The organism is Sinorhizobium sp. 7-81 (assembly GCF_030124405.1).
Lineage (GTDB): Bacteria > Pseudomonadota > Alphaproteobacteria > Rhizobiales > Rhizobiaceae > Sinorhizobium > Sinorhizobium psoraleae.
Genome location: NZ_JASKLT010000024.1, coordinates 12,143 through 36,608 on the forward strand (window position 1 = coordinate 12,143; position 24,466 = coordinate 36,608).

The 24,466-nt window shown below is 61.4% G+C and carries 18 protein-coding genes and 7 pseudogenes; 18 read left to right on the forward strand and 7 right to left on the reverse strand.

The features are described from left to right. Window positions 1–16 precede the first annotated feature (16 nt). The 3 genes and pseudogenes from QN224_RS31290 to QN224_RS34170 form a co-directional block, all read right to left on the reverse strand. Window positions 17–751: pseudogene (locus tag QN224_RS31290) on the reverse strand (IS5 family transposase). Window positions 752–826: 75 nt separating this feature from the next. Next, window positions 827–1,177 carry a hypothetical protein gene (locus QN224_RS31295; protein ID WP_283979833.1) on the reverse strand — a complete coding sequence of 117 codons (351 nt, stop codon included), beginning with the start codon at window positions 1,175–1,177 and terminating at the stop codon, window positions 827–829. Beyond that, window positions 1,171–1,685, reverse strand: a pseudogene (locus QN224_RS34170) (tyrosine-type recombinase/integrase). The gene QN224_RS31295 and the pseudogene QN224_RS34170 overlap by 7 nt, the downstream one beginning before the upstream one ends. 877 nt (window positions 1,686–2,562) lie before the next feature. Between QN224_RS34170 and tnpB the strand changes: the two are divergent. From tnpB to QN224_RS31335, 6 genes and pseudogenes are all read left to right on the forward strand, one after another. Next, window positions 2,563–2,799: an IS66 family insertion sequence element accessory protein TnpB gene (tnpB, locus tag QN224_RS31305; protein WP_283979834.1), complete on the forward strand. Its 237-nt coding sequence runs from the start codon at window positions 2,563–2,565 to the stop codon at window positions 2,797–2,799. Window positions 2,800–2,922: 123 nt separating this feature from the next. Next, window positions 2,923–4,549, forward strand: a pseudogene (locus QN224_RS31310) (IS66 family transposase). Between the two features lie 2 nt (window positions 4,550–4,551). Beyond that, window positions 4,552–5,134, forward strand: a pseudogene (locus tag QN224_RS33975) (plasmid pRiA4b ORF-3 family protein). 32 nt (window positions 5,135–5,166) lie between these two features. Continuing rightward, window positions 5,167–5,499, forward strand: a pseudogene (locus QN224_RS31325) (transposase); the annotation flags it as partial. Between the two features lie 720 nt (window positions 5,500–6,219). Then, on the forward strand, window positions 6,220–6,876 hold the full coding sequence (locus QN224_RS31330) for a hypothetical protein (RefSeq protein ID WP_283979837.1): 657 nt from the start codon (window positions 6,220–6,222) through the stop codon (window positions 6,874–6,876). Window positions 6,877–6,947: 71 nt separating this feature from the next. Continuing rightward, the gene (locus QN224_RS31335) at window positions 6,948–7,670 is read left to right on the forward strand and encodes a winged helix-turn-helix domain-containing protein (protein WP_283979838.1); all 723 of its coding nucleotides are present in this window, start codon (window positions 6,948–6,950) and stop codon (window positions 7,668–7,670) included. A 1,135-nt stretch (window positions 7,671–8,805) separates the two neighbouring features. Here QN224_RS31335 and QN224_RS31340 read toward each other — a convergent pair. From QN224_RS31340 to QN224_RS31350, 3 genes and pseudogenes are all read right to left on the reverse strand, one after another. Then, window positions 8,806–9,177 (reverse strand): annotated as a pseudogene (locus QN224_RS31340) (aminotransferase class III-fold pyridoxal phosphate-dependent enzyme); the annotation flags it as partial. Between the two features lie 82 nt (window positions 9,178–9,259). Continuing rightward, window positions 9,260–9,583 (reverse strand): annotated as a pseudogene (locus QN224_RS31345) (aminotransferase class III-fold pyridoxal phosphate-dependent enzyme); the annotation flags it as partial. Beyond that, on the reverse strand, window positions 9,532–9,672 hold the full coding sequence (locus QN224_RS31350; protein WP_283979859.1) for a hypothetical protein: 141 nt from the start codon (window positions 9,670–9,672) through the stop codon (window positions 9,532–9,534). The pseudogene QN224_RS31345 and the gene QN224_RS31350, both read right to left, overlap by 52 nt. A gap of 496 nt (window positions 9,673–10,168) precedes the next feature. Between QN224_RS31350 and QN224_RS31355 the strand changes: the two genes are divergently transcribed. From QN224_RS31355 to QN224_RS31410, 12 genes are all read left to right on the forward strand, one after another. Continuing rightward, entirely contained in the window at window positions 10,169–11,056 is an 888-nt protein-coding gene (locus tag QN224_RS31355; RefSeq protein ID WP_283979839.1) for a LysR family transcriptional regulator, read from the forward strand. Between the two features lie 189 nt (window positions 11,057–11,245). Further along, window positions 11,246–12,253 (forward strand): P-type conjugative transfer ATPase TrbB, encoded by a 1,008-nt coding sequence (gene trbB / locus QN224_RS31360; RefSeq protein WP_283979840.1) that lies wholly within the window; start codon window positions 11,246–11,248, stop codon window positions 12,251–12,253. 11 nt (window positions 12,254–12,264) lie between these two features. Beyond that, window positions 12,265–12,594 carry a TrbC/VirB2 family protein gene (locus tag QN224_RS31365; protein WP_283979856.1) on the forward strand — a complete coding sequence of 110 codons (330 nt, stop codon included), beginning with the start codon at window positions 12,265–12,267 and terminating at the stop codon, window positions 12,592–12,594. Continuing rightward, window positions 12,594–12,875 carry a VirB3 family type IV secretion system protein gene (locus QN224_RS31370; RefSeq protein WP_283979841.1) on the forward strand — a complete coding sequence of 94 codons (282 nt, stop codon included), beginning with the start codon at window positions 12,594–12,596 and terminating at the stop codon, window positions 12,873–12,875. Before QN224_RS31365 ends, QN224_RS31370 begins: the two co-directional genes overlap by 1 nt. A gap of 9 nt (window positions 12,876–12,884) precedes the next feature. Next, window positions 12,885–15,389 (forward strand): conjugal transfer protein TrbE, encoded by a 2,505-nt coding sequence (trbE, locus tag QN224_RS31375; RefSeq protein WP_283979842.1) that lies wholly within the window; start codon window positions 12,885–12,887, stop codon window positions 15,387–15,389. After that, window positions 15,386–16,156 carry a P-type conjugative transfer protein TrbJ gene (gene trbJ / locus QN224_RS31380; protein WP_283979843.1) on the forward strand — a complete coding sequence of 257 codons (771 nt, stop codon included), beginning with the start codon at window positions 15,386–15,388 and terminating at the stop codon, window positions 16,154–16,156. The genes trbE and trbJ overlap by 4 nt, the downstream gene beginning before the upstream one ends. Window positions 16,157–16,170: 14 nt before the next feature. Beyond that, complete coding sequence (gene trbK-alt, locus QN224_RS31385) at window positions 16,171–16,473, forward strand: putative entry exclusion protein TrbK-alt (protein WP_283979844.1); 303 nt, start codon at window positions 16,171–16,173, stop codon at window positions 16,471–16,473. Then, window positions 16,470–17,825 carry a P-type conjugative transfer protein TrbL gene (gene trbL, locus QN224_RS31390; RefSeq protein ID WP_283979845.1) on the forward strand — a complete coding sequence of 452 codons (1,356 nt, stop codon included), beginning with the start codon at window positions 16,470–16,472 and terminating at the stop codon, window positions 17,823–17,825. Before trbK-alt ends, trbL begins: the two co-directional genes overlap by 4 nt. Further along, window positions 17,822–18,511 (forward strand): conjugal transfer protein TrbF, encoded by a 690-nt coding sequence (gene trbF / locus QN224_RS31395; RefSeq protein ID WP_283979846.1) that lies wholly within the window; start codon window positions 17,822–17,824, stop codon window positions 18,509–18,511. The genes trbL and trbF overlap by 4 nt, the downstream gene beginning before the upstream one ends. Continuing rightward, complete coding sequence (gene trbG, locus QN224_RS31400; protein WP_283979847.1) at window positions 18,508–19,572, forward strand: P-type conjugative transfer protein TrbG; 1,065 nt, start codon at window positions 18,508–18,510, stop codon at window positions 19,570–19,572. The genes trbF and trbG overlap by 4 nt, the downstream gene beginning before the upstream one ends. Continuing rightward, entirely contained in the window at window positions 19,569–20,729 is a 1,161-nt protein-coding gene (locus tag QN224_RS31405; protein WP_283979848.1) for a TrbI/VirB10 family protein, read from the forward strand. Before trbG ends, QN224_RS31405 begins: the two co-directional genes overlap by 4 nt. Beyond that, window positions 20,726–20,986, forward strand: a complete 261-nt coding sequence (locus QN224_RS31410; protein WP_283979849.1) for a DUF2274 domain-containing protein — start codon at window positions 20,726–20,728, stop codon at window positions 20,984–20,986. The genes QN224_RS31405 and QN224_RS31410 overlap by 4 nt, the downstream gene beginning before the upstream one ends. Before the next feature lie 336 nt (window positions 20,987–21,322). Here the strand turns inward: QN224_RS31410 and QN224_RS31415 are convergent, their stop codons facing one another. Then, a complete protein-coding gene (locus QN224_RS31415; RefSeq protein WP_283979850.1) occupies window positions 21,323–24,463 on the reverse strand; it encodes an efflux RND transporter permease subunit in 3,141 nt (1,046 codons plus the stop codon). Window positions 24,464–24,466: the final 3 nt, after the last annotated feature.

The following is a 24,466-nucleotide window of genomic DNA, read 5'->3' on the forward strand; positions in this document are numbered from 1 at the left end:
GCATTAGGGTCCGGACTCAATTGAGCCACCAGGTTATTGCGGCAGCGAGCAGGACGCCAGCAAGGAAGTTCCGTGCGAGCTTGTCGTAGCGCGTAGCGATCCGGCGGAAGTCCCTGAGCCTGGCGAACATGCGTTCGATGAGATTGCGCTGGCGATAGGCTTCGCGATCGTAAGGGATCATCGTTTGCGCCTGGCGAGGGACGGGATGACGGGCTCAATTCCGCGCTGAGCGAGAAAAGTCCGCAGGCGATTGGTGTAATAGGCCTTGTCAGCAAGCAGCCGCTCGACTGGTGCAGCGGCGCTGAGAAGTTCCGCAGCCATCATCACGTCATGCAGATTGCCCGGAGCGATCATGAGGACGCGCGGTCGGCCGGCGGTATCGGTCAACGCGTGGATCTTGGTCGTGCGGCCACCGCGGGATCGCCCGATGGCTTCTGCGAAGACCCCCCTTTTCCGCCGGCGGCGGAGCGGTGCGCCTTAACATGCGAACGATCGCAGCGGTGCCGATCACACCCGTGCTGCCGGTCAGTGCCTCGAACATCGCCAGCCAGATGCCCTGCCGGCTCCAACGATTGAAGCGATTGTAGATCGTCGTGTAAGGGCCGTATTCGGGCGGGCAATCACGCCAGCGCGCCCCCGAGCGCAACATTTGCATGATGCCGCTGATCACACGCCGGTCATCCACCCGACGCGCACCGCGTCGACCGCGAGGCAAAAGCGGTTCGAGCTGCTTCCAATCCTCGTCACTCAGCCAATAGAGTTATTTTCGCATCCAGGCCTCCATCATGCGGAAGCCTTGAATCACAACTTCCCCCCAGATGGAATCCTAATTGAGTACAGACCCTAGTGCGGCGATCTCGTCGGCGGCGTATATGTGTGGAAGCCGCCGCTCGAAAAGGCCGCCGCCCAAAGCGTCCGCGGGCGGCGGAATCTCATGGCGCCGATCCTTCGCTGACAGCGCCAGTGCAAAGCGGCGAACCGTCAATAGTCGGTTGCGGCGCTGCTGCGGCGACGGTGCAAGTCTCGCCCATTCGAGCACGCGCGCCGCTTGGACATGTCGGTCGTCGTGTCGCTCGGCAAAAGCAACGAAGCTCTTCAAAAGCGTGTGCTGGACGCGGAACTTGAACCCCAGCCTATGCTTCAGGTCTACATAGCGTGCGAGGTCTTGGCTCAGCATGACGCACCCCCTGGCCAGGGCTGGACGATCTGGGCCAACATGTCGACGTCTACCTTTGCGTAATGGGCGGTGGTATCAACTGACCGATGGCGAAGCACGGTTCCGATCACATCCAGCGTGGCGCCGGCCCGCAGCATATTGGTTGCAGCCGAGTGCCGGAGGAGATGGGCGCCTCGGGACGGAGCGTGATCGATGCCCGCCCTCGCAAGCGCAAGACTGACGATGCTTGAAACACTCGTGCTGACCAATGGCCGGAACGGCGCAATGGTCCGCAGAAAAATGTGGTCACAACCGGCGGGGGACGGGAGTGTCGCAAATAGTCGATAACCGCGTCCCCAGCGTCTTGGGGCAGTGGAAGCCGGATCTCGCGGCGTCCCTTGCCGCGAACGCGCAAGGTTCCTTCATTCCAGTCGATATCTTCGAGGCACATGCCTGAAATGTCGCCAGCGCGCAGGCCAAGGCGGGAAAGCAGCAGAAGCACTGCGCGGTCGCGGATGCCCATTGGCATCGTGACGTCGCACGACGCGATGACCCGCTCGACTTCCGCCGCGGAGATGTAGCGCGGCAACGCTGACAACCGCCATTGCGGGATCGTCGGTACTGCCCTGATCCAGCCCCGGATGGCACAACCCCTGCACCGCCAAATATTTGAGATAGCCCCGCAGCGCCATCGTCATAGTCTTGAGGTAAGCTGGCGAGCTTCGCTTCCCCCATCTAGGATCGCTTGCCGGACGAGAGCGGCATCGTACCGCCTTGGATCATTGCCCAGCGCGGGGATCAGTCGCATGACCATAAGGCCATGGCGCCGGACGGTGCGCTCCGAGATACCCCGATGGCGTCTCAGCCAAATCTGGAATGCAAGAACTTGCTCGTAGTGGACGCGTGGCGCCTTCTCCTTTAACGGCGCCACCAGCCTGCACTCCGCGAGGAAATTTACGAACCGGCGTGCGCGGTTCACGTATTTGATGGAAAGACGGTCTGCCGATCGACTGCCGGGGCAGCGGCATCGATGCCCAGCAAAGCGGCGAACCGTATGCTCGTCCGTCGATCTCCGCGGCCGGGATCTTCGTAGTTTGCAGCCATTGCCCGAAATGACGAGCCGAGGCTTCGTAGCCGGACACCGTCAGGCGCGTGTATCCTAGGCCCAATAATCGATTCGTGAACGCTTCCAAGGACGGTCGCAAGGCGCCTGGGTCCATCAATTGCGGGCATTCGAGCAGAACTTCCTTCGACTTTGACACGTTGGTCTCCTCCCGAGGTCAAAAGACCATCGGGAGACCACAACAATTATGCCGAGCATAAAAGCAGATTAGGTGCTCTAAGTTACTGGAATGAAAAGGACAAAATGGCCCGATTGCTGCCGGCTCCGCATAACCGCAAAGGCCATGCAGGGTCTGGCACTGCTGATGCAGGAGGGCCTCGGCCGCGATCCGTTTAAGGGCGATGTCTTCGTCTTTCGCGGGCGCAACGGCCGACTGATAAAAGCCCTTTGGCAGGATGGGATCGGCCTATCGCTGTATGCGAAGCGGCTCGAGCGCGGCCGCTTCATTTGGCCGGCGACGGAGGGTGGCGCGATCGCGCTGACCGCCGGTTCAGATGTCCTATCTGTTGGAGGGGATTGATTGGCGAAACCCGCAGCAGAGCTGGCGTCCGACCAGCGCCGGGTGAGCCATCTGAAGGCGAATATTCCGGGGCAAGTCCTTTAAACGCTGGGTAAATCAGGGCTTCTGTGATTCACTTCGGGCATGGAAAACAGCCCTGATTTGCTTCATGACGATGTGGCTGCCCTGCGGGCAGAGCTCATCGCGGCACGCGCCAAAGGCGCGCAGGTCGAGGCTGAACTTGCCGTCGCGAAGGCCAAGGCGTCCGAGGATCTTACCGTCATCGCCCGGCAGAAACTGCGCATCGAAAAGCTCGAGCGGCAGCTTTATGGCCCGAAGGCGGAGCGTCGTGCCGGCTGATCGACCAGATGGAGTTCCAACTGGAAGAGTTGGAGATGGCGGCGACCGAGGACGAACTCGCAGCCGAAATGGCGGTGGCGGCCGTCGATGTCGCCGGCTTTATCCGCAGCCGGCCGGTGAAAAGCCTTTCCCCGAGCATCTTCCGCGCGAACGCGTCGTCGTGCCCGGTCCCGTGCGCTGCCAATGCTGTGGCGGCGATCGACTGCGCAAGCTGGGTGAGGACATCACCGAGACCCTCGAGGTCATTCCGCGCCAATGGAAAGTGATCCAGACGGTGCGCGAGAAGCTCACTTGCCGCGACTGCGAAAAGATCAGCCAGGCTCCGGCCCCTTTCCATGCCATCCCGCGCGGATGGGCCGGCCCCCATCTTCTGGCGATGATCCTGTTCGACAAGTTCGGCCAGCATCTGCCGCTCAATCGTCCGGTCGAGCGCTTCGAACGCGAGGGCGTTGCCCTCAGCCTGTCGACGGTGGCCGACAGCATCGGCGCTTGCTGTGCCGTGCTCGATCCGCTCCTCAAGCGGATCGAAGCCCATACGTTTGCGGCGGGGCGGTTGCATGGCGACGACACGACGGTTCCGGTCCCGGCCGCAGGGAAGACCGATATTGCCCGAAGTGGGTCTATGTCCGCGACGATCGATCGTTTGGCGGCTCAGCCGCACCGTCGGCGATGTTCTACTATTCCCGTGATCGCGCGCGGGGGGGGAGCACCCGCAGGCGCATCTCGCCGGCTATAGCGGCATTCTGCAGGCGGACGCCTATGGCGGCTACACCAAGCTCAATCTTCCGGATCGACGGCCCGGCCCGATAACGGAAGCAACCTGCTGGGTTCATGCGAGGCGGCCCTTTTATGCGATGGCCGACGTCGAGGCGAATGCGCGTCGAAGAGCGCAGGGCAAGAAGCCGGCCGTCATCTCGCCGATCGCCCTGGAAATGGTGCAGCGGATCGACGCCCTGTTCGGCATCGAGCGCGACATCAACGGTCAAAGTGCGGAGGTCCGAAAGGCCGTTCGTCAGGAGCGCAGCAAATCTTTGGTCCTGGAGCTGGAAGCGTGGATGAAGGCTCAGCGTGCCAAGTTGTCGCGCGATCATGATCTCGCCAAGGCCTTCGATTACCTGCTGAACCGCTGGCCTGCCTTCAGCCTCTTCCTCGACGACGGGCGTGTCTGTCTCTCGAACAATGCCGCCGAACGCGCCCTACGCCCTGGTTATTCGCCGGTTCGGACCGCGGTGGCCAGCGGGTCGCTGCCATGTACAGCTTGATCGTCTCGGCCAAGATGAACCGCGTCGATCCGCAGGCCTGGCTCGCCGACGTGCTTCACCGCATCGCCGGTTATCCTGCGCATCGGATCGATGAACTCTTGCCTTGGAATTGGAAGAGCGCGTCGTCTGCGCACAGGCTGGCAGCCTAAAGATGCCGGCTTCTCTGGCCCGCCTGAAGGTCACCCTCGACCACGTCGAACCGACGGTGATGCGGCGCGTTGTGGTGCCGTTCCGTATCAGGCTCCATCGCCTTCACGAGGTGCTGCAGGCGGCGATGGGTTGGACCAACAGCCACCTTTACGAGTTCCGTATCCGCGACGTCGGCTTTGGTCTGGCTGATCCGGACTGGGGAGATGGCCCGCTCGATGCGCGCAAGATCTCCTGCTGGCGGCGATCGAAGATATCGGCGCGAGATCGTTAAAGTACCTTTACGACTTCGGCGACGGTGGACACACAGCATCAAGATCGAGCGGACCTTCCCCGTCGTCGGTCTCGCGGAGCCCATGCTCCTCGAAGCAACCGGCCGCTGCCCTCCCGAGGACGTCGGCGGGCCATGGGGCTATCAGGAGTTCCGCGAGGCTCTCGCCGATCCAACCCACGAGCGGCATGCCGAGCTCGTCGAATGGTGGGGCAGCACCGATTACGATCCGGAAAAGGCCAACTTCGCCGAGCTCAACAATGCCGTCGACGATCTGGCCGCAAGGTGGGCCCGCAAATCACGCCGAAAAATTTGAAAGTCCTTCAGACTGCGGCCTTGGCCGGATGCTTACCAATGCTGGAACGCCACATCGCCTTCTATGGCAACGCGCCACGGCAGGCGGCGGCCGGTGGTGGCTTTGCCACGCGCAACAACTTGGTCGCAGCGAAGGCGTGCGGCGGCCACGATCTGGCCTTCCACAAAAAGGCCGGCCTGCGGATCGAAAACATGGGTCCATCGCAAGCTGCGCAACTTCCGCGCCGGCATCGAGGCCAGCATCTCCTGCCTGAAGCGCGCCTGCGGCTTGGCGCGCTGCACCTGGCGCGGCCTTGATCACGTCAAGAGATATGTCTGGTCCGCGGTCGGGCCTATAACCTCGTCCTCCTCCCGCGCCTCAAACCTGATGCCAATCCGCGTCGCAGTTCAGCCCGCCTCCCGCAGTGCGCGCGATTACCCAGCAAACTCCGCTCTGACAAAAAACTAAGCCTTAGACCCCGTCCACACCCCTCCAAGAGGAGGCCGATCTGAGACAAGCGCTTGCAAACGCTACAAAATAGGCGTGTTATATGGACGGAAACTAGTTAGCTTGCCAATGCATAGGCCACATTTGTGCACTACTCGCCGGATAAGTCATAACGCAGGCGGTATGATCTTCTCTCAAGCTGTCGCACGATGGAGAACTTGAAGAGACTTGGTTCCGTTCTTGTTCAGACCACCACGGCATCGAATTGCTTGGCGAGGAGATCCATTCGGGGGGCGAAACCCGCTTGCCGCATCTTCTGTCCGCGGTCAAACCAGGCTCGCGGATCCAGAACCATCCATCGTCGAGCAATCTCAAATGCCGCTACATGAGGGGCGCCGTGGACATGCTCTTCGCTCCAGATTCGTCACAGAACCCAGGGTCGTTTCCACGGCATTTCCACGGAGCAGTTCAACAGGCTTTGTGAGCGAACTAGAACACACATCGTTTAACCATATTCCGCCTTGGCTGATGTCCGACAATGTCGGACATCCGAGACAACAGTATTAGGCCTATGACATTGTTTCAAAAAGAAGTCCCCGTTGGCACGGCTTATGCAGTTCGACTCCCATAACCTGTCATGGACGGAGGAAATTGATCCGATGATGACGCTCGCGGACAATGCTAGAGCAGGCACCACCGCTCCGTCCTGCACCGCTGGGGCGTCACGCCGATGCGTGCCCTACAATCTCCACCAGTGCGCCTTGAAGGAGATAAAAGCTGACCAGAGTCTGTTGGTCTACCATTCGACGACCCAATACAGGGGCGTGCGCTTTTCGGCGCCGCTTCCGACGCGCTTCAATCCGCGTAAGCCGAGAGTTAGCGACAGATCGCAGCTTAACGAGGACTACAACAAAGTCCACAGTCTATGGATTCACCTCTACCGCGTCGACGACTTGGTCGAGATCTTCTTCAGTGAACAGTGCGAGTTGGTGACTGCCAAACGCTTCCTGCACAAGGCCTTGCACCGCTACAGTAGGTCGAATCTCATTGGGACCGACAACCACTGGACCAATCGGAAAGCCATTCTCGCATGTGACGCTCAAAGGTGGTTTGGCCGATTGAGCCCTACGGCTGCTGAAGGCTACGTGCATCAATCGAAGCCAAAGTCACTAATGCAATCGAGCTGGATCGCCGGCCTAGTTCGCATCGAGCACCGCGTCGTTCACATGATGGGCAAGCAAGTAATCCACTCCCACAATTCAGATCGTCCAGGCCGTGTAAATCTGAACTCTTTACAGCATGATCAGCGTCACTGATACCGCTCTCCACGTCCAAAATTTCGATTCGCGACAGAACCGTCGAAGCTACATCTGGAAGGTCTGGCACGATGTTGAATGAGAGTACTAGTCCCGAGTCGCTGCCGCCGCCGATCGTCCTGATCGCTGCGGCAGACGACAGCTTTCGCTCTTTTCTAGAATACACCGTTAGGAGAAAAGAGCTTGTTGTTGCCGGGGTGAGCGACGGGAAAGGCTTGGCTGAGCGCCTTCAAGGATTCACTCCAGACGTATTGCTCCTCGAATCACTGCTACCCGGTATTGAGACGCAGACACTCTGTGCACGCCTGCGTCTCGATCGTCGGACGCGGTTGATGTCGATTATTGTCCTTGCGGCCGAAGGTGATCAAGTAAGTGAGCAAGAGTTTCTCGAGTCCGGTGCGGACCAGTACCTCAGCAGACCATTTTCGCCCGAGACACTGATGACAAGCATCGGTGCGATGTGGCGCGATTCGAATCGGATCCCGGTTCTCCCACGAGAACTGCTGACCTTTCTCGATCTCGAATTGGATGTGACTAGACACCGCGTACGGCGAAACGGCCGCATAATTCATCTCGGCCCAACCGAGTTCCGCCTGCTGCACCAGCTTATGAAGAATCCACATAGGGTGTACTCGAGGGAAGAACTGCAGAATGCAGCCTGGCCGCGCGCTGTTCATGTTGGCCCTCGCACCGTCGATGTCCACATCGGCCGGTTGCGCGCGGTGCTCAATGAGGCCGGCGGGCAGAATCTTATACGGACCGTCAGGTCCGTCGGCTATGCACTTTCTGAGTAGGCGCGCGTTCAGAGATGTTGAAAGCGAATATCACCGAAAGAGGCTGGATCGGCCAGGTCGCAATTGAACGGTTGAGGAGGAGACGAGGCTTGCATTTTTTTGGTTCCAATGGTGCGCAGAATATCAATGGCTGAATGTCATTGGTAATAAGCGAGACGCTCGCCGAAAGGATAGTTCAGTAGCGGCCCCACAGCGTCGCTCGGATGGACTGGGGCCCACGAGTTCGAGACCTTCATGGACAACATCACCTAAAGCTGGGGTCGGGGTCTATCTGCAGTCAAATGGCCCTTTCTAGACCACTGGTCGGCGGCCCACTGGATCGAAAACGGCAGCTCTTCAGCAGACATGAAAACCGTTATAGGCGGGGCGATGCGCTCCTGTCGCTGTAAGTAAATGGAGAATCGCAGGCTGAGCGCCTGGGTTAGAGCAATTTGCCGAGTGCCCGCGCTGGGGACAGGGAGCGGGCACGCTGAAAAAAATGGGGAACCGGACGCCGCTGAGGGTGCGTGTGTTTGTTCCAAAGGTCCGGCTATTGTTCAGAATCCCGGGTCGCTTGCGCGCGCTTGGCAGGGCATTGAAACTTGACGCCCGACCGAGCTCCGCCTGGAGCGAGTTGCTGAGCGCTGCCGTAGATGCACTGCGTCACCGCTCTCGACCGCACAGCGATTGAAGCCGACAGCCACGACAAGCTTGTTGCTGACCGTGGTGGCCAGTTTGCTAGTGCGCAGGGGCTGGACGAGGCGAAGAGCTTGTCGAGCGCTGCTAGCCGCACCGACAGACGCCGCCGTGGCTCTCTCCGCAGGCTCGGAACAGCTCTGGACCGTCCACGCCGTGCAGTCGGAGAAGCGCCTCTCTGACCTCCAGAGCGTCTCCATCAACGACGGACGCTCGCCTGTCACTGGCGTGCCGCCTCCCGAAGGAACGGGGCGAGACCGTCAGGACCCACTGGTCGCTGCCTGTCCGCGGCTATGGCCCGCCATGGCGGCGGTGCTCGAGCGATCAATTCTCGCAGGCGCGGCAGGGCGGCATCGAAACGGTCGACCACCTCCTCCGCCAACGCCTCTGGCATCAGAACGCCCGGCTTAAACTGAAGCATCCGTGGATGGAGCGACGAGAAAATCGCCCAGACGCCATGTTAGTAAAGCGCCCGCGACGCGTGACTGACGCCCTGAGGATGGCGAAACTCCAGACCAATAATCACGCCCTTCTGCCTTATGCCGGCAAGCACGTCGCCGTTGTTCCAGATTATCTCGGCAAACGCGTCGGCGAAATATCGTGTGAGGAACTCCACGTTCGCCACGACCGCGGGTCGGACGAGGGTTTCAAGCACCTTTAACGCAACGAAGCAGCCGACGTCCGCGCCACCGGACGTCGAGATGTGCGCGGCGCCGTCTTCCTCCATCCATGCGCCTGAGCGTTTGGTCAACATCGTTACCGCGAACGGGTAAACACCGCCGCCGATGCCCTTGGCGCTGATGAAGATGTCGGGCTGAACCCCAAATGTCTGCCATCCCCACGTTTGACGGTACGCAGAACCCTGTCTGCACTTCGTCCGCTATGTAGAGCGCTCCGTAGCGCTCGCAGAGTTCCTTGACGGCGCGGTTGTAGCCGTGGTCAGGCATCGGAAAGCCGTAGGTAGCAGGTATCGTTTCGATGATGACCGCAGCCACATCTCGCAAAGAGAGAGCCTGCTGCATCGCCTCGAGATCGTTGAACGGCACCTGCAGAAATTCATCCGGTCGATCCGAAAGAAATATCTTCGAAAACCGCGCGTCGCCGGTTGCTACCGAAAGGCCGGTATGGCCGTGATAGCCCTTGACGATCGAGACGATCTTGCGCCCGGTGGCATACCGCGCCGACTTTATCGCGACGTCGATCGCCTCCGCCCCCAGTCGATGCCCACGTCGCGCCAGAAGCGGGTCTTTCCAGGATTCCAGTAGCACTCCGACTTCTCGAACACCTCCTCCTTCGAGGAGACCTTGAACATTCCGTAATCGAACATCTGATTTCCAGCAGGGTTACTCATAGGATTCGCGAGCTCGCGAGTTCATCAGCGTTCTTGTCCGCGGGAACGCCCAAGATCGAGGCGAGAGCCGGGAAGAAATCCTCGGCGGTGGCGGAGTCGACGACGCGCTGGGGCGGCGCCATAGAAGATAGCGAACCAGTCGTCGGCGGGCGCGCCGGGGCGCAGTCCGTGTGAGGAGATATATATCGGTCGGCCGACGGGACTTCCACCCAACTGGTGGCTTGCAGCGATCCCGAACACTCTCACCGAGATCGCTATGCCCGACGTAATCCAGCACTTCTCCGGCTATGGTCTTCGCGTCAACAGATCTTGACCAACCGGTTTCGTTCAGAACGTCGAAGAGCCACTGGGGGTTCGCCCGACCGGATCAAATCGGGCGGATTGGCACGTATTACCCGGTTGCTACCGGCGTCCCGGCTTTGCCCGTTATACCGACGCTTTGATGCCATGGAACTTGTTGTGAGGAAAATTGATGGACCTTCGTCATCTCCGATATGTTGTCGCAGCGGCCCGCAATGGGAGCTTCAGTGCGGCGGGCCATGAACTGAATGTGCGCCAGCCGATCATCAGCAAACGCATCCGGGAGCTGGAGGACGAACTCGGCGTATTCCTGTTCGATCGCTCGACGGCCGGTGCGCGGCTGACACCCACCGGAGAGGAATTCGTCGTCGGTGCCAGGCGCATCGTCGAAGCTTTTCAGCGCCTTGCGGAACGGGCAAAGGCAAGTGGCGCCGGAAAGACCGGCCGCGTCGTGGTCGGTTTTTACAAGTCGTTTTGCTCGGGGTGCTTCCGCGTCGCATTGAAGGCCTTTCGCCAGAAATTCCCCGGCGTCGAGGTCGAGTTGATGGAAGGCTCCTACATCGAACTGAAGGCCGGCGTTATGTCCGGTGCGATCGATCTCGCCATCGTTCTCGGCGATACGGGCAAGACCGAACTCCTCGACTCGATGCCGCTGTGGTCCGGCCAATTGGTTGTCGCGCTGCCGGAGGATCATTCGCTTGCCGAGAAGACAACAATCTACTGGCCGGAGTTGAAAGGTGAGCGGTTCCTGGTCAGCCAGGATGATCCAGGCCCGGACATTCGCAACATTCTCCTGCGTCACCTGGCGGCACCCTCAAATCACCCGGAGCTCGTCATGCGCCAGTTGAGCCGCGAAAGCATCCTGAGCGAAGTCGGTAGCGGGCAGGGCATCGGCCTGCTGTGCGAAATGGCGTCGGGCTTTGCCGCTCAGGGCGTTGTCTTTCGCCCCGTCCACGACGGCAATGGCGGCATTCGGCTTGGCTATATCGCCTGCTGGCGGCCGGACACTTCCAATCCCGTCCTCAAGAACTTCATAAGCAGCTTGCGTCTCGCGGATTGATTTCCGCTAAAGGCTGATCGACCCGTTGAGGACGGCCGGAGCCGAACCGCGACTGCCAAGTATTTTTTCGCTTCCCTACGATCCTCTGCGAACCCGGCGATTATCTTGTTGCTGATCGCGAATTTCTGCCTTTCTTGATTGTCCCCGTTGCGATCCGCCGCTTGGCCGGATTGCCGGAAGCGGGGCCAGATGCCGGGACATCACCATCAGAACCAGGAGGCGATCTCACGCGGCGCGCGCATGTTGCGCACGGCGCTTGGGCCTGTCATCGCGCGCCATCTCGAAGATCCCGCGGTCGTCGAGGTGATGCTCAATCCGGACGGACGGCTCTGGATAGACCGGCTGAGGGATGGGCTCGCCGATACCGGTGAAACATTGCTCGCGGCGGATGGCGAGCGCATCGTCCGTCTTGTCGCCCATCACGTTGGCGCCGAAGTCCATCCCGGCAGTCCCCGCGTCTCGGCCGAGCTTCCGGAAACCGGCGAACGCTTTGAAGGCCTGCTTCCCCCCGTTGTCGCCGCGGCAACTTTCGCGATCCGCAAGCCGGCGGTGGCCGTCTTCACGCTCTCGGACTACGTCGCTGCCGGGATCATGAGCGAGCCCCAAGCCGATGTGCTGCGGCTTGCGGTCGAAAAGCGGAAGAACATCATAGTAGCGGGCGGCACCTCCACCGGCAAAACGACGCTCACCAATGCGCTTTTGGCCGAGGTCGCCAAGACATCCGATCGCGTGGTGCTGATCGAGGATACGCGTGAACTGCAATGCGCCTCGGCCAATCTCGTGGCGCTGCGCACCAAGGACGGCGTGGCCTCTCTTTCCGATCTCGTCAAGTCGTCGCTGCGGTTGAGGCCCGATCGCATCCCGATCGGGGAGGTGCGCGGCGCCGAAGCGCTCGATCTTCTCAAGGCCTGGGGCACCGGTCATCCGGGCGGCATCGGCACCATCCATGCCAATTCCGCCGTCGGCGCTCTTCGGCGGGTCGAACAGCTCATTCAGGAAGCCGTCGTCACCGTCCCGCGGATCCTGATTGCCGACACCATCGATCTCATTGCGGTGCTCTCCGGCCGAGGTACGGACCGGCGGCTCGCCGAGATCGCCATGGTCGACGGGCTCGATCCGGTGACGGCCGACTATCGCACGATCAACGCACGACTTGCTCCCGACCGCCAACCGCTCCTGAAAGGAGAAGAACCATGAGCTTGCCTGGAATGTCCGCTCTTCCCCAATCCCGCCGTCGTGTCGTTGCGGCGACGACGCTGATCTCGATGTCGTTGATGACGGTGTTCCCCGCCCATGCCTCCGGTTCTTCGATGCCGTGGGAGGAACCGCTACAGCAGATACTCGAAAGCATCGAGGGTCCGGTCGCCAAGATCGTTGCCGTGATCATCATCATCGCCACCGGGTTGGCGCTTGCCTTCGGCGACACGTCGGGCGGGTTCCGGCGCCTGATCCAGATCGTGTTCGGCCTGTCGATCGCCTTTGCCGCCTCGAGCTTTTTCCTGTCCTTCTTCTCCTTCGGCGGCGGAGCGCTGGTCTGATGACGGCGTTCGGCTCGGAACACGAGGAGATTCGCGGCTTCTATGCACCCGTCCGTCGGGCACTAACCGAGCAGATCCTGCTCGGCGGCGCCCCGCGTGCAGTGGCCATCGTCAACGGCACGCTCGCCGGCGCTGTCGGGCTCGGCCTTCGCCTCTGGATCGTGGGGTTACTGATCTGGGCGATCGGCCACTTCGCGGCGGTGTGGGCCGCAAGGCGTGATGCCCAATTCGTCGATGTCGGCCGCCGGCACCTGCGCTACCCGGCGCATATGAGCGTGTGAGGCTCAGTCATGTTGAACCTTGCCGAATACCGTAAGACGAATGCGGGCCTTGCTGACTTCCTGCCATGGGCGGCACTTGTCGCAGCCGGGGTCGTCCTCAATAAGGACGGTTCGTTTCAAAGGACGGCGCGGTTCCGCGGGCCCGACCTCGACAGCGCCACACCGGCCGAACTGGTCGCAGCCGCCCAACGCCTCAACAATGCGCTGAGGCGTCTCGGATCCGGCTGGGCCGTTTTCGTCGAAGCGCAGCGCAATCCCGCCAATGATTATCCCGAAAGCTTGTTTGCCGATGCGGCTTCCGCCCTCGTGGAGGTCGAACGTCGCGAGCAGTTCGAGGAGAGCGGTCTCTTATTCGAGAGCAGCTATTTCCTGACCTTCGTGTGGCTGCCGCCGGCCGAAGAGGCCTCCCGCATGGAGGGCTGGCTCTATGAAGGGCGCGAGGACTCGGATGTCAATCCATGGGAGCTGTTGAAGAGCTTCATCGACCGGACCGACCGGGCGCTGCATCTTTTTGAAGGCTTTGTTCCGGAAGCGGGCTGGCTTGATGATGCTGAGACACTCACCTATCTGCATTCGACCGTTTCCGTAGCGCGCCATCGCGTCCGTGTTCCTGAATTCCCGATGTATCTCGATGCGCTTCTAGCGGACCAGCCGCTTGCCGGTGGCCTCGAGCCGCGGCTCGGCGACTTTCATTTGCGCACGCTGACGGTGATCGGCTTTCCGACCGTCACGTCTCCGGGCATCCTCGATGATCTCAACCGGCTCGCCTTCTCCTACCGCTGGTCGACCCGCGCGATCATGCTCGACAAGACCGATGCGACGCGGCTGGTGAAGAAGATCCGACGGCAGTGGTTTGCCAAGCGCAAATCGATCGCGGCGATCCTCAAGGAAGTGCTGACCAACGAACAATCGGTGCTGGTGGATTCCGACGCCGCAAGCAAAGCGACCGAAGCCGATGCAGCACTCCAGGATCTCGGCTCCGACCAGATTGGTAAAGCCTATGTGACCGCAACCATTACCGTCTGGGACGCAGATCCGCGTATCGCCGAGGAAAAACTGCGGCTAGTCGAAAAGGTCATCCAGTCGCACGACTTCACCTGCATCGCAGAAACCGTCAATGCGATCGAGGCCTGGCTCGGCACTCTTCCCGGCCATGTCTATGCCAATGTCCGGCAGCCGCCGATCTCGACGTTGAATCTCGCCCATATGATTCCGCTCTCGGCAGTCTGGGCGGGGCCAGAGCGGGACGAGCACCTGAATGCGCCGCCACTCTTCTATGCCAAGACAGAAGGCGCAACCCCGTTCCGCTTCTCGCTGCATGTAGGCGATGTGGGCCACACAATGGTTGTCGGCCCGACCGGCGCCGGAAAGTCGGTGCTGCTGGCGCTGATGGCGCTGCAGTTCCGCCGCTATGCGCGGTCCCAGGTCTTCGCCTTTGACTTCGGTGGTTCGATCCGCGCCGCGACCCTCGCGATGGGAGGCGACTGGCAGGATCTCGGCGGCTCGATCTCCGACCCCACATCGTTCCTGAGCATGGTGGCGTTGCAGCCGCTGACCGGCATCCACGATATGACGGAACGCGCCTGGGCGGCCGACTGGCTCGTGGACATTCTCACGCGCGAGGGCGTGAAGATCACGCCGGAGGTCAAGGAGCATCTCTGGACGGCGCTGACCTCGCTCGCTTCCGCACCTGTGGCGGAACGTACCATTACCGGTCTGAGTGTCCTGCTGCAGTCGACCGCGTTGAAGCAGGCGCTTCGTCCTTACTGCGTCGGCGGGCCTTATGGCAGTTTACTCGACGCAGAGATGGAATGGCTCGGAGATGCCTCCATCCAGGCCTTCGAAACGGAAGGGTTGATCGGAACCGGAGCGGCGTCTGCGGTACTCTCCTATCTCTTCCACCGCATTGAAGCGCGCTTCGATGGCCGTCCGTCTCTGCTCATCATCGATGAGGGGTGGCGCGCGCTTGATGACGGCGGCTTTGCCCAGAAGATCAAGGAATGGCTGAAGACGCTTCGCAAGAAGAACGTCAGCGTCGTCTTCTCCTCGCAGTCACTCGCCGACATCGAAGCCTCTCCGATTGCACCGGAGCTCGTCGAAAGCTGCCCGACCCGCATCTTTCTCGCCAATGAGCGCGCCATCGAGCCGCAAATCGCGAGCGTCTATCGGCAGTTCGGTTTGAACGACCGGCAGATTGAGATCGTCGCCCGCGCCACGCCGAAGCGCGACTATTATTGCCAGTCCCGGCGTGGCAACCGGCTCTTTGAGCTCGGCCTCGGCGAGGTAGCGCTCGCGCTATGCGCTGCCTCCGACAGGGCCGCTCATGCAGCCATCAACCAACTGGTCGACGACGGGAAGCGGCACCGCTTCCTGGAGGCCTGGGTTTCCGCCCGCGGCCTCCACTGGGCCGCCGATCTTGTTCCGGTCCTTACCAACATCGCTGGACCCGCCGAAATCGAGCGCGGTGAACAGCTTTCCATCCCTCGATCACTTGAAGAGGACATCATTCGATGACCCGTTCCGTCTTTCGATCCGGCCACGCCGGCCGTGCATTGACGCTTGCGCTCAGCGCCACCACACTGATGCCGATCACCGCTGTCACCCTCCTGCCGACGCCAACCCATGCGCTGATCGTCTTCGATCCGAAGAACTACACGGAAAACCTGCTTTCCGCGGCTCGCGCCCTGGAGCAGATCAATAACCAGATCACCTCGCTTCAGAACGAAGCGCAGATGCTGATCAATCAGGCCCGCAATCTCACCAGCCTTCCGACGTCGATGCTTTCTCAGATTGAGGGAAACTTCTCCGAGATGAAGAGTCTGCTCGATCAGGCTCAGCAGCTCGCCTATAACGTCCAGACCATCGACCAGCAGTTCAGCGGCACCTACGAGACGTTTGCTGCCGGCAAGTCCAACGACCAGCTTGTGACGGCGGCGCGCGAGCGCTGGCAGCAGTCGGTCTCAGCCTTCGAGGACTCGCTGAAAACCGGGGCGGTCGCGGTCGACGGCATCTCCAGCACACAAGTCCAGACCTCCACGCTCGTCAGCGCCAGCCAGTCGGCCGTCGGCGTGCTGCAGGCCGCCCAGGCCGGCAACCAACTGCTTGCGGTCCAGGCAAAGCAGATGTCCGATCTGACCGCCATGCTCGCCGCGCAGGGACGGGCCGAAGCGCTCGAGAACGCGAGGGCCGCCGCCGCTCAGGAACAGGCGCGCGAGCAGTTCAGTCGCTTTATGACCGGCACGGCCTACAGCCCGTCCAGCGTCCGCATGTTTCACCAGTAGGAGCACCGGACCCCATGGACCCCAAGATCGCCGCCCGGATCACCGCTGTGCTTGCCATTGGAGCAGGACTGACCGCGACATTCATGGCATTCAGTCAGCGCCAGAGACCGGAGGAGACGCCCGTATTCCGTTCGCTTGATCCGGGCGGCGACCCAGCGCGAACGGAGCTGCTCCGCTGCCGTGATCTGGGTGCGGAAGCTCTGAACGACAAGACCTGCCTGGAGGCCTGGATCAAGAGCCGCCGGCGGTTCCTAACGCGCCCGGAGTCCGATCGGCCCGACGCGCCGGCATCCGGCGCCGGCGGGGCGACGCGATGAACAATACCGGCATCATCGATCGCTTTCTGGAGACCTTCACCTCCTACATCGATTCCGGGTTCGGACTGCTCGGCAGCGAAGTGTCGTTTCTCTCATCGACGTTGATCGCGATCGATATCGTGATTGCCGGTCTCTTCTGGGCCTGGGGCGCGGATGAGGACGTCATCCAGCGCCTCGTCCGAAAGACCCTCTACATCGGCTTCTTCGCCTTCGTCGTCGGCAACTTCAACAATCTTGCTCGGATTGTTTTCGAGAGCTTCTCCGGCCTTGGTCTCAAGGCGGCGGGCTCATCGCTATCCACCACCGAGCTCCTGCAGCCCGGGCGTGTGGCGCAGGTCGGAATCGATGCCGGCAATCCGATTCTTCAGGCCGCCGGCGACCTGATGGGCTATGTCAGCTTCTTCGAGAACTTCGTGCAGATCTTCGTGTTGATGACCGCCTGGGTCATCGTGCTGGTCGCCTTCTTCATTCTGGCAATCCAGATCTTCGTGACGCTGATCGAGTTCAAGCTGACGACACTCGCCGGCTTCGTGTTGATCCCGTTCGCCCTCTTCAACAAGACGGCCTTCCTTGCCGAGAAGGTGCTCGGAAACATTGTCGCCTCCGGTGTGAAGATCCTCGTCCTCGCCGTCATCGTCGGCATTGGTTCTGGCCTCTTCAGCGAGTTCACAGCCGGCTTCTCCGATCAGCCGACCATCTCCGAGGCGCTGTCGCTCGTGCTCGGGGCTCTCGCCCTGATGGGCCTGTCAATCTTCGGCCCAGGCATCGCGACCGGACTTGTGTCTGGCGCCCCGCAGCTCGGCGCGGGAGCCGCCGTCGGCACGGGCCTCGCTGCTGCGGGTCTAGGTGCCGCCGGCTATGTCGGCGCCAGGGCGGTTATCGGCGCGGCTGCCAGCGCCACGGGTGGCGCGATCAGGGGAGGGGCGGCTTTCGCCGGTGGTGCCCGGACCGCTTATCGCCTCGCCGACGCTTCGACGGATGCAGGGAGCTCGGGACGAGTGGCAGCAGGTTTGGCCGGCATGGCCAAGGCCGGCGTAGGCTCTGTCATGAGCAAGGCGAGGGAAGCAGCAACCCGATCGAGCGAAACGCTCCGCTCCAGCTATGGGGCAGGGCAGTCTGCCGCCTGGAAGGCCACAGGCGGCGAGAACGACGTCGGCGCCGGTACGTCGGGCATGGCCGGCGCGGCCACGGGCGGGGCATCGCAATCCTCTTCCCCGCCGAAATGGGCGGAGCGCATGCAACGCAGGAACGCCTTTCATCACGGCGTCGGCACAGCCGCCCACAGCGTGCGCTCCGGCGATCACGGCGGCGGCTCCATGTCCGTTTCCCTCAATCAGGATGACCGCAGATGAACCTCTTCAAACGCGCCTCCGTTCGCTATGCCCGAACGCCGCAACCCGAAACTCCCTATCAGAAAGCCGCACAGGCCTGGGACGAGCGGATCGGATCCGCCCGCGTCCAGGCGAGGAACTGGCGGCTGATGGCATTCGGTTTACTGCTATTGGCCGGCGGCTTTGCCTCCGCGTTTATCTGGCAATCGACCCACGGGACGGTGGTACCCTGGGTGGTGCAGATCGACGAGCTCGGCAAAGCTCAGGCGAGCGCGCCGGCGATTGCCGACTACAAACCGACTGATCCGCAGATCGCCTGGCATCTTGGCCGCTTCATCGAAAATGTCCGTTCGATCCCCGCCGATGCCGTGATCGTCCGCGAGGACTGGCTCAGCGCCTACGAGTTCACGACTGATCGCGGCGCGCTCGCGCTCAACGACTATGCCCGCGCCAATGACCCGTTCACCAAGGTCGGCAAGACGCAGGTCGCCGTCGATGTCTCCTCGGTCATTCGCGCTTCCCCCGACAGCTTTCGTGTCGCCTGGATCGAGCGTCGCTACGAGAACGGGCAGTTGTCCGGAACCGAGCGCTGGACCGCCATTCTCACCGTCGTGATCGAACAGCCGCGTGACCCCGACAGGCTGCGCGCCAATCCGCTCGGTGTCTACGTCAACGCAATCAGCTGGTCGAAGGAGCTTTCGCAATGAAGGGGGCAACTAGAACATCCGCGAAGAAAATCCGGTTTAGCCGCGCCATCGTCCTGGCCACGGCTGTGCTGGCGGCGACCGTCCTTGCCGGCTGCGCCAGGAAATATATTCCGCCCGAGATTGACTATGACGATGCCGCACCGGCTGTGAAACTCGCAGATCCCTTGGGTCCGGTGAAGGTTGTGGAACTATCGAAGCCTCTTCCTCTGCCCGGCCAGCTGAAGCCGATCGAGGAAGGCAAGAAGAAGTCGGAAGCGTTCGATCCAAAGGCGCGGATCGCCGCTGCCAATGAGGCGGCACGCATTCAGCCGGTCCGCGACGGCTTCATCAACGCCGTGCAGGTCTATCCCTTCACCATCGGTGCGCTTTATCAGCTCTATGCGGCACCCGGCCAGGTCACCGACATCGCGCTCCAGCCGGGCGAGCAACTCGTTGGTTCCGGTCCCGTTGCTGCCGGCGACACAGTGCGTTGGATCATCGGTGATACCGAAAGTGGTACGGGCGCCGCAAAGCAGGTGCATATCCTGGTGAAGCCGACCCGGGCAGAGCTGCAGACCAATCTGGTCATCAACACCAACCTGCGCACCTATCATCTCGAACTGCGGTCAACGGAAAAGACCTATATGGCCTCGGTCTCCTGGCAGTATCCGGCCGACCAGCTGATAGCGCTGCGGCGCCAGAACAACAGGGCTGCGGAAACGCAGGCGGTGGCAAGCGGGGTCGACATCTCGCGGCTGAATTTCCGCTACCGGATCGAAGGCGACAGCGCCCCGTGGCGACCATTACGCGCCTTCGATGATGGCTCGAAAGTCTTTATCGAATTCCCCTCCGGCATCGCCCAGGGCGACATGCCGCCTCTCTTCGTGATCGGTGCATCCGGCAATTCGGAGCTCGTGAACTATCGCGCGCGGCAGAACTACTATGTCGTCGACCGCCTATTTGCAGCGGCCGAGCTTCGCCTCGGCGACAAGGAAAGTCAGCGCCGTGTCCGCATTGTCCGCACCGATGGTCGCCGAATTGCGAACCGCCCGGCGCTCTTTTCTTCGGAAAAAAGTCGATGACCGGTCCGTCCGACCTCAAGGCGGAGTTCCGGCTGCGGCCGGAGCCGCCGCCCGTCACCCGCCTGTCACGCAAGGTGCTGATCGGTCTCGGGGCTGTCTCAGGCCTCGTCATCGCCGCGGCCTTGTTCTTCGCGCTCGATACGAGCCCGCGGGGCAGCCAAGCGCCCGCCGAGCTTTACAACACCGAAAATCGTCCGCCGGCTGACGGTCTCATAAACCTGCCGAAGGATTACACCGGCATCCCGAAACTCGGGCCGGCGCTTCCGGGTGATCTCGGCCGTCCGATCCTCAAAGCGCGCGAGGAAGGCAAACCGGTCAACATCCCGACGATTCAGACGCCGCGCGCCGATCCGGAGGAACAGCGGCGCTTGGCGGAGATCGAGGCGGCACGGGTCGCCAAGCTCTTTACCGATACGCGGACCAGCACAGCCGATCCCAATGCCGCGCTAAACCAACCAGACACGGTCCCGCCGCTCGATGTCGGCTCGGCCCAGAACATGCAGGACCGCAAGCTCGCCTTCGTCAGTGCCGAAGCCGACCGGAGGACGGTCAGCCCGGATCGCCTCGAGGAGAAGGCCTCGCCCTATGTTTTGCAGGCCGGGTCAGTGATCGCCGCTGCCCTCATCACTGGCATCGATTCCGACTTGCCCGGCTCGATAACTGCGCAGGTGACGGAAAACGTGTATGATAGCCCAACCGGATCGCATCTCCTCATTCCACAGGGATCTCGCCTCATCGGTCAGTATGACAGCCAGGTAGCGTTCGGGCAGTCGCGCGTGCTCCTCGTCTGGAACCGCGTCGTCATGCCGGATGGTACGTCAATCGTGCTCGAACGCCTGCAAGGGACCGATCCACAGGGCTTCTCCGGGCTGAAGGATGAGGTTGATCATCACTGGGGTCAACTGTTCAAGGCGGCAGCGCTCTCGACCCTTCTGAGCGTGGGCACGCAGATCGGCAGCGACGACGAAGAAAGCGAGATCGCTCAGGCGATTCGTGAAAGCGCCCAAGGCGCGGCCTCCAATATCGGTCAGCAGATCGTCAGCAGGCAGCTCAGCATTCGGCCGACCCTTACCGTCCGGGCAGGATTCCCGATTCGCATTCTCGTCAATCGCGATCTCGTCATGCAGCCTTACGGAGCCGCGAAGGAGCCGACATGACCAAACTGAAGCTCTCCGCCATTCCTGATGACAAATCCGTCAAAATCACCGTCGAGCTGCCGGCGCAGGTATTCCGGGATCTGCAGGCCTATGCAGCAATTCTTGCGCGGACCGGTGGGCATGCATCGCCGCAAGATCCGGCGAAGCTCATAGTGCCGATGATTACCCGATTCATGGAGACAGACAGGGGCTTCGCAAGGGCGAAGCGACAGGACGCCAGCCGCGTCGAGCCTGCCGACTCCTTGAGAGGCAAGTAGGAGAGGCGGTCAACGACCCGCTCACGACTAGTGAGCCTACTAACTGGACGGTGTTGACGAAGTGGACGTACACCGTGCCGCCCACTCGGCACATCACAATGCGCACCAGCGTGTATTTCGCAATTTTGCGGCAAGTCCACGAACTCTTCGCCGAATCTCGCGTGGCTCCTTTCCAAGACCAGGCGCGAGCTGCGGCGTTGAGCAAAAATGCCACGCCGCAGCCAAGTCGATCGTCTCTGAGGATGGAACGGAGCAAGCGAGCGCTGCTCGTCGACTTGCTCGTTGAGCCCGATCAACTTGGCAGGTATGCCCTCCTGGATTTCCACTGAGGTGTAGTCATCTCCGGCCGGATACTCGAATCGCAACAAGGCTACGTTTGAAGGCGATGGGCTCGCAATCGTCTAACGCATCCGTATCCTGCCCGGCGGTCTCGCCGTGTAGCGCGGTCCGGCATCCCAGCCGTTTAAGTGCCTCAAGCAGATCATCGACGAATGTGTAGATGATGGGGATCACGATAACGCTGAGCAGCGTCGACGTTACTACGCCGCCGATCACCACGATGGCCATCGGCTGCCGGAAACTTGAATCAACTCCCGTTAGGCTGAGAGCAACCGGGAGCATTCCCGATGCCATGGCTACGGTGGTCATCACGATGGGCCGCGCACGTTTGTGGCAGGCATCGACGAGAGCATCGAACCTCCCCAGCCCCTGGCGCCGCGACACGATCGCGTATTCGACCAGGAGAATCGAGTTCTTCGTCACAACGCCCATGAGCATCAGCAGCCCGATGACCACCGGTAACGAAAAGCTGGTCCCGGTTACCACAAGCGGCAGCAGCGCACCACCAAGCGAAAGGGGCAGGGCCATCAGGATGGTGAACGGTTGCAGGAAGTCATGGAAGAGCAGCACGAGCACGGCGTAGATTGAGAACACGCCGATTGCCATTGCCAGTCCGAAGCTCTGGAACAGTTCCGAACGGAGTTGCAGTTCACCTTGCTCAACAAGAGTGACGCCCGGCGGCAGATGCTGGAGCGCCGGTAACGCCTTTGCCTCGCGGTAGACGTCGCCCAGGATGCGGCCGTTGAGTTCGACGGCAAGAGTGACGTTGCGCAATCGATCGATGCGGTTGATCTCGGAAGGACTGCCGCCGATGCGGATGTCGGCAATCGATCCGAGATCGACGCTCCCGTTCGCTCCGGCTACCCTCATGTTCCTGATGTCATCGAGATTTGTGCGTGCCGCGGGGTTAAACCGGACGACGATGGGGATTTGCCGCTGAGGCAGATCGAGTTTTGGCAGGGCGGAAGAGTAGTCCCCATGTGTCGCAACGCGCACGGTTTCCGCGATGGCGCTTGACGTCACCCCGAGTGCGGCTGCGCGTACAAGATCCGGGGTGATCTGAACCTCGGGCGCCTGCCTGGAGGCGGTCGAAGTCACCGCTCCGATACCTTTGAGCGTTCGGAGTTGCTCCTCAAGAGCCTTGCTTGCTTCGTCAAGGGCATTGGAGGCGTCGCTGGCAAGGGTGATGACGAGTTGGGTGCCGTTGCCCCCGCTACCGACCCCAATCCGGACGCCGGGGAGCAACGAGAGGGCCGACCGGATGTCCTTTTCGATCTCTGCCTGCTTGCGGCTTCGTTCGTCAATAGGCGTCAGCATGACATCGAGCGTGGCCCTAGCAATACCGACCTCAGGGCCGCTACCCGACGATGCCGAACCGACCGAGGAGAAGACATGCATCACGTCAGGAAGCTTGCCGACGATGTCTGCAGCGTTCTTGGCCACTGCGGCGGTCTGTTCGATGGTAGCGCCGGGCTGCAGGGTCAGCCTTACCTGGGTCCGTGCGTCGTCGGCGGCCGGCAGGAAGCCCGAGTTCAGGAGTGGAATGGTGGAAAGCGAAAGTGCGACAGCGACAGTCGTCAAGAGCGCCGTCGTCTTCCTGTGGTTCAAGGCTGCCCTCACGAGTGCCATGTAGACACGCATGATGCGGCCATCCTTTTCCTCCGTCGGACGGGCCTTCATGAAATATGCGGCCATCATGGGCGTCAGCAGACGTGCGACCACGAGGGAAGCAAGGACGGCGACGGCTGCGGTGATGCCAAACTGGCGGAAGAGAAGCCCGGGTACGCCGCTCATAAACGCCGTCGGCAGGAAGACCGCTACTAGCGTGAACGTTGTCGCGATAACCGCCAAGCCAATCTCGTCGGCCGCTTCGAGCGCCGCGTCGATCGGCCGCTTGCCCATCCTGAGGTGGCGGGCAATGTTCTCGACCTCTACGATGGCATCATCGACGAGGATGCCTACCACGAGCGACAGTGCAAGCAGTGTGAGCACATTCAGGCTGAAGTCGGCCATGTACATAGCGAGGAAGGTTGGTATGACCGACAAGGGAAGCGCCACGGCGGACAGCACTGTCGCGCGCCAATCCCTGAGGAAGAGCCAGATGACCACGACGGCGAGGATCGCGCCCTCGAACCACATGTGCATCGAACCACGATAGCTCTCGAGGATCGCCCCGACGGTGCTGTAGACTTTATCGATCTGAACGTCGGGATGTTCGGCGGCGAACCGTCCTATCGCCTTGTCGATGTCTGTGGCAACGCCGGTGTCCGAGAACCCGTTTGAGCGCTTGATGGCGACGGCGATCACGGGCTGGCCGTCTAGATAGGCCAGCGAGGACCGGTCCGCAAAACTGTCAGTGACGGAAGCGACATCATCAAGACGCACCTGCTGGCCGTTGGTTAGCGGAATTTGCAGTCCCCTGAGCTCTTCGACGGACGCGACAGCACCAAGCGTGCGGATTGTCTGGCGGGTGCTACCAATTTCTCCGAGGCCGCCCGACGTATCCGCCTGGACCGACTTGAGCTGTGCAGACACCGTGGCTGCCGTGACCCCGAGCTGCGCCATTGTTGCGGGATCGAGGTCGACATGAACCTCGCGGTCGATCCCACCTACACGGCTGACCTGGCCCACTCCCCGTACCGATAGGAGCGCCTTGGTCATGTCGTTATCGATAAACCAAGAGAGCTCGGTCTCATTGAGATGCGTCGAGCGGAGCGCATACGTGATCAGCGCGGCCTGCATGGTAATTTTAGTGACGCTCGGCGTTTGCATCTGCGCCGGCAGATCCGCCTTTGCACTGTCGATGGCATCGCGGACCTCGTTCAAAGCTTCGTCGCTGTTCTTCTCCAGCTTGAAGGTGACGCTGATTGAGACGGTTCCGTCTGCGATCGTTGTAACGATGTGGTCGAGATGGCTCAGCGAAGCGAGCCGGCCCTCGATAATACGGGCAACCTCGGTCTCGAGCTGCGTCGGCGTCGTGCCCTCGATTGTCGCGGTGATGCTGATCCTCGGAAGATCCATATCGGGGAAGTATTGGACCGGCAGACGCTCGAAGGCCAACAGGCCACCGATGGTGAGCATTGCGAAGAGCAGTATCGCTGGTATGGGATTGCGGATCGACCAAGCGGAGAAATTCATCAG